The sequence below is a fragment of the Clostridium ihumii AP5 genome, from assembly GCF_000612845.1.
GTDB classification, from domain to species: domain Bacteria; phylum Bacillota; class Clostridia; order Clostridiales; family Clostridiaceae; genus Clostridium_J; species Clostridium_J ihumii.
Genome location: NZ_CCAT010000094.1, coordinates 1 through 3,502, shown reverse-complemented (window position 1 = coordinate 3,502; position 3,502 = coordinate 1). Strand labels below are relative to the sequence as shown.

Here is a 3,502-nt window from a genome sequence, read left to right as displayed (position 1 = left end):
AGTTGAAGGACTCAAAGTTTGTAGGCGAGAATTTATTCTTGATTAACGTCGTTTAAAATATATTATTCTAATTTTACATCCATATAAGAATCCGCCAAGGTTAAAACCTTAGCTACGAAGAAGAAAGGGTGAAGAGAAATAATTAAACTAAATAATATAATTTATCATTTTCAATTTTCAACTTTCAATTAATAAAGTAGGCTAGGTTTTAACCTTGCAAAATGTTATTTAAATAAAATCAATAAATATGTATTTAATAATGAAATGAATATTAAAAAAATATAGGAAAATAATATAAAAAGGATAAATTAATCCCGAAATCAAACGATAATAAATATTATATAATAATCATTGCAAAACAAGGAGAGAATTATGAATAATAAAATAACTTTAACATATGAAAATAGTGAGTTCGTTATATTAATAAATGACACAATAGTAAGTAAAGGAAGAGATTTAGAAAAATCTTTAGAAAAATTTGAACAAGTAGTAAAAGATAATTCAACAGCTCAATCAAGAAGTTGGGATAGTATAGAAGAAAGTATACAAGAGTTAAAAAACTCTGAAATAGAAATTAATAGTGAATATAAAACACTAACATTTGGGGCAATGAAATATTTTTATGCTACAGGGAAAACATTTTACATATCTAAAGGAGAAATGGCAGAGTTAAAAGGAGGATATAACTTATTTTATTATATAGTAAACTTAGTTTCATCAGGATTACTTGAAGACTATGAAAGGTTGTTAAAGTTCTGTAAAGACATTTTAATAAATAAATCATTATATAATATTTCAGAATCAAGCATTGTAGTATCTAATCCTGGGTTCAACTATGGATCTTGTGAATACAATTTTGTAACTAGAAAAATCAATAAAGGTGCATCTATTTCAAAAGGTAATTTAAATGATTTTATAGATTATGTATTAGAAATAATTAAATAAAAACCTAAAGCTGAGGAATAAACCTTAGCTTTTCTTTTTGTGTACCTCTTTAATACGTAAAAAGTAAATGAAAATTGAATTGAAAGTCCCAACCTTTGTAGGCGAGGTTTTAACCTTGCAAAGTGTTATTTTAATATATTAATTCTAGATTTATATTCGTATCAAAGATCGCCAAGACTGAAGTCTCAGCTACGAAGGGAATAGAAATTAAATTAAAATTCCCAACCTTTGTAGGCGAGAATTCATTCTTGCAAAACGTCATTTTAATATATTAATTCTAATTTTATATCCATATCAAAGACCGCCAAGACTAAAGTCTCAGCTACGAAAAAACTAAGAATTGATATTGAAAGTCCCAACCTTTGTAGGTGAGGTTTTAACCTTGCAAAATGTAATTTTCAATTTTCCACTTTCAATTGACAAAGTAGGTGAGAATTCAGTCTTTCATAATATTTTTTAATATATTAATTATATTGACACAGTATTGAAGACGTCATATACTATTATGAAAAAGTTGGATAAATTTAGTTTGTGAAAGGATTATATTGTATGAAGATAGATATTAAAGATGTTAATGAAGAAAATTTAAAAGATATTTTAGAATTAAATGTAAATGAAAGTCAAAGTTCTTATATTGAAACAACTAGACAGTGTCTTAATGAGGCTGAAGAGTGTAATTCATATAAGCCAGTTGGACTTTATAGTGATGGTGTTTTAGTAGGTTTTGCAATGTATGGACTTTTTAAGGATGAAGGTGAAAACGGAAGAGTGTGGCTTGATAGACTTTTAATAGATAAAAAATATCAGGGAAAAGGATTAGGTCATATTATGCTTGAAACCCTTATAAATCATTTAACACAAATATATAATTGTGATGAAATATTTTTAAGTTTATATGAAGATAATAAGTGTGCAATGCATATATATGAAAAATTTGGTTTTAAGTTTAATGGGGAATTAGATATAAACAATGAAAAAGTAATGGTTAAAAAATTATAATAAATATTAAATGTATGCTTTAAGTTATTAAGCATACATTTTAAATGAATATAGAAATTTATTTTGTGAATGAATAATTAACTGAAAATTGACAAAATTTACAAAATTGGATATAATTATGAAGAAATAAAATTAAAACATAAGGAGTATTTTGTTATGCAAAATTTAAAGATTCCAACTATGGAAGAAGCCAAATTAATTTTAGATGAAGCATCTAAATTAAATCCAGGACCATGGGTAGAACATTCTTTAAATGTAGCCGAAGCAGCTAAAAGTATTGCAGATAATGATAAGGATTTAGATGGGGAAGTTGCTTATATATTAGGAATGATTCATGATATTGGAAGAAGATATGGAGTAACAAGCATGAGGCATACAATAGATGGTTATAACTTTTTTATAGAAAAAGGATATGATTTAGCAGCTAGAATTTCTATAACACATTCATTTACATATAAAAATATTAATTCTATATGTGGAGAGTGGGATTGTTCAGATGAAGAACTAAGTTTTGTAGAATCTTACATTAATGGTATAGAATTTGATTCATATGATAAGTTAATTCAATTATGTGATGCAGTAGCACTTCCAAATGGATGTTGTTTAATGGAAAAAAGAATTGTTGATGTAGTTATGAGGTATGGTTTTAATGAATTTACTCTTGATAAGTGGAAAGCTAGTTTTGAAATACAAAAATATTTTGAAGATAGAATAGGAAAATCTATTTATGATGTTATACCTAATGTTAAAGAATTTACATTTAAGATGGATATATAACATATTAATAGTTAATTTATCATTTGGACCTAAAAGAAAAATAGAGATTAAAATATAAATTTTAAAGAAAGGAAGATTAAGCCATGTGCAAATTAAATTTTAAAAAAGGTTTTACTCCAAAATGTGGCGCATCTAATGGAAAGGGTGCAATTTCATATGTTTATGGGAGTAGTATGTCCTTTTTTATATGAATTTGCAGGTTTAATAATTAATATATTGCAGTTTATATAGGAATTTAGAAGAACATAGTAACTCCTAAGATTTTATCGTTTTGATAAAATTTTTTTTTATTAAAAATATATAAATTAGGAGTGAAAGTAAATGAGAAGTATAGAAAAGAATATTAAGGTAGATATATTATATAGAATTTTTAGTAATTTAGATTTTACATCAGCTATTTGGGTATTATATTTATCTAGTAAGGGTATATCATTAGTTAAAATTGGGATATTAGAATCAATATTTCATATAACTAGCTTTATATGTGAAACGCCAACAGGAGCTATAGCAGATTTATTAGGAAGAAGAAACACATTAGTTATGGGAAGATTAATGGCTTTTGTATCCAGTATAATTATGCTAATTTCAAATTCATTCTTAGGATTTGCGTTAGGTTTTGTATTTTCAGCATTATCTTTTAATTTGAATTCAGGTTCAGAAGAAGCTCTTATATATGATACTTTAAAAGAATTAGAAAAAGAAAAGGAATATTCAAGTATAATTAGTAAATTGAATGTGGTAATAGAGGTAGCTTCAGGTATTGCTGTTTTTATAGGCGGGG

At 25.7% G+C, this 3,502-nt stretch carries 4 protein-coding genes; all 4 read left to right on the top strand.

What is annotated here, in order from left to right; all coding sequences use genetic code 11:
- Positions 1–372: 372 nt before the first annotated feature.
- Positions 373–945 carry a hypothetical protein gene (locus BN346_RS20265; protein WP_040330941.1) on the top strand — a complete coding sequence of 191 codons (573 nt, stop codon included), beginning with the start codon at positions 373–375 and terminating at the stop codon, positions 943–945.
- A gap of 549 nt (positions 946–1,494) precedes the next feature.
- Positions 1,495–1,944: a GNAT family N-acetyltransferase gene (locus BN346_RS20260; RefSeq protein ID WP_040330940.1), complete on the top strand. Its 450-nt coding sequence runs from the start codon at positions 1,495–1,497 to the stop codon at positions 1,942–1,944.
- A 156-nt stretch (positions 1,945–2,100) separates the two neighbouring features.
- Entirely contained in the window at positions 2,101–2,721 is a 621-nt protein-coding gene (locus BN346_RS20255) for an HD domain-containing protein (RefSeq protein WP_040330939.1), read from the top strand.
- A gap of 321 nt (positions 2,722–3,042) precedes the next feature.
- Positions 3,043–3,502, top strand: a 460-nt coding sequence (locus BN346_RS20250) for an MFS transporter (protein ID WP_040330938.1), incomplete at its 3' end; no start/stop codon positions are given.

Coding starts and splice junctions, on each gene's coding strand:
- BN346_RS20265 (WP_040330941.1), top strand. CDS start 373: ATGAATAATAAAATAACTTTAACATATGAAAATAGTGAGTTCGTTATA.
- BN346_RS20260 (WP_040330940.1), top strand. CDS start 1,495: ATGAAGATAGATATTAAAGATGTTAATGAAGAAAATTTAAAAGATATT.
- BN346_RS20255 (WP_040330939.1), top strand. CDS start 2,101: ATGCAAAATTTAAAGATTCCAACTATGGAAGAAGCCAAATTAATTTTA.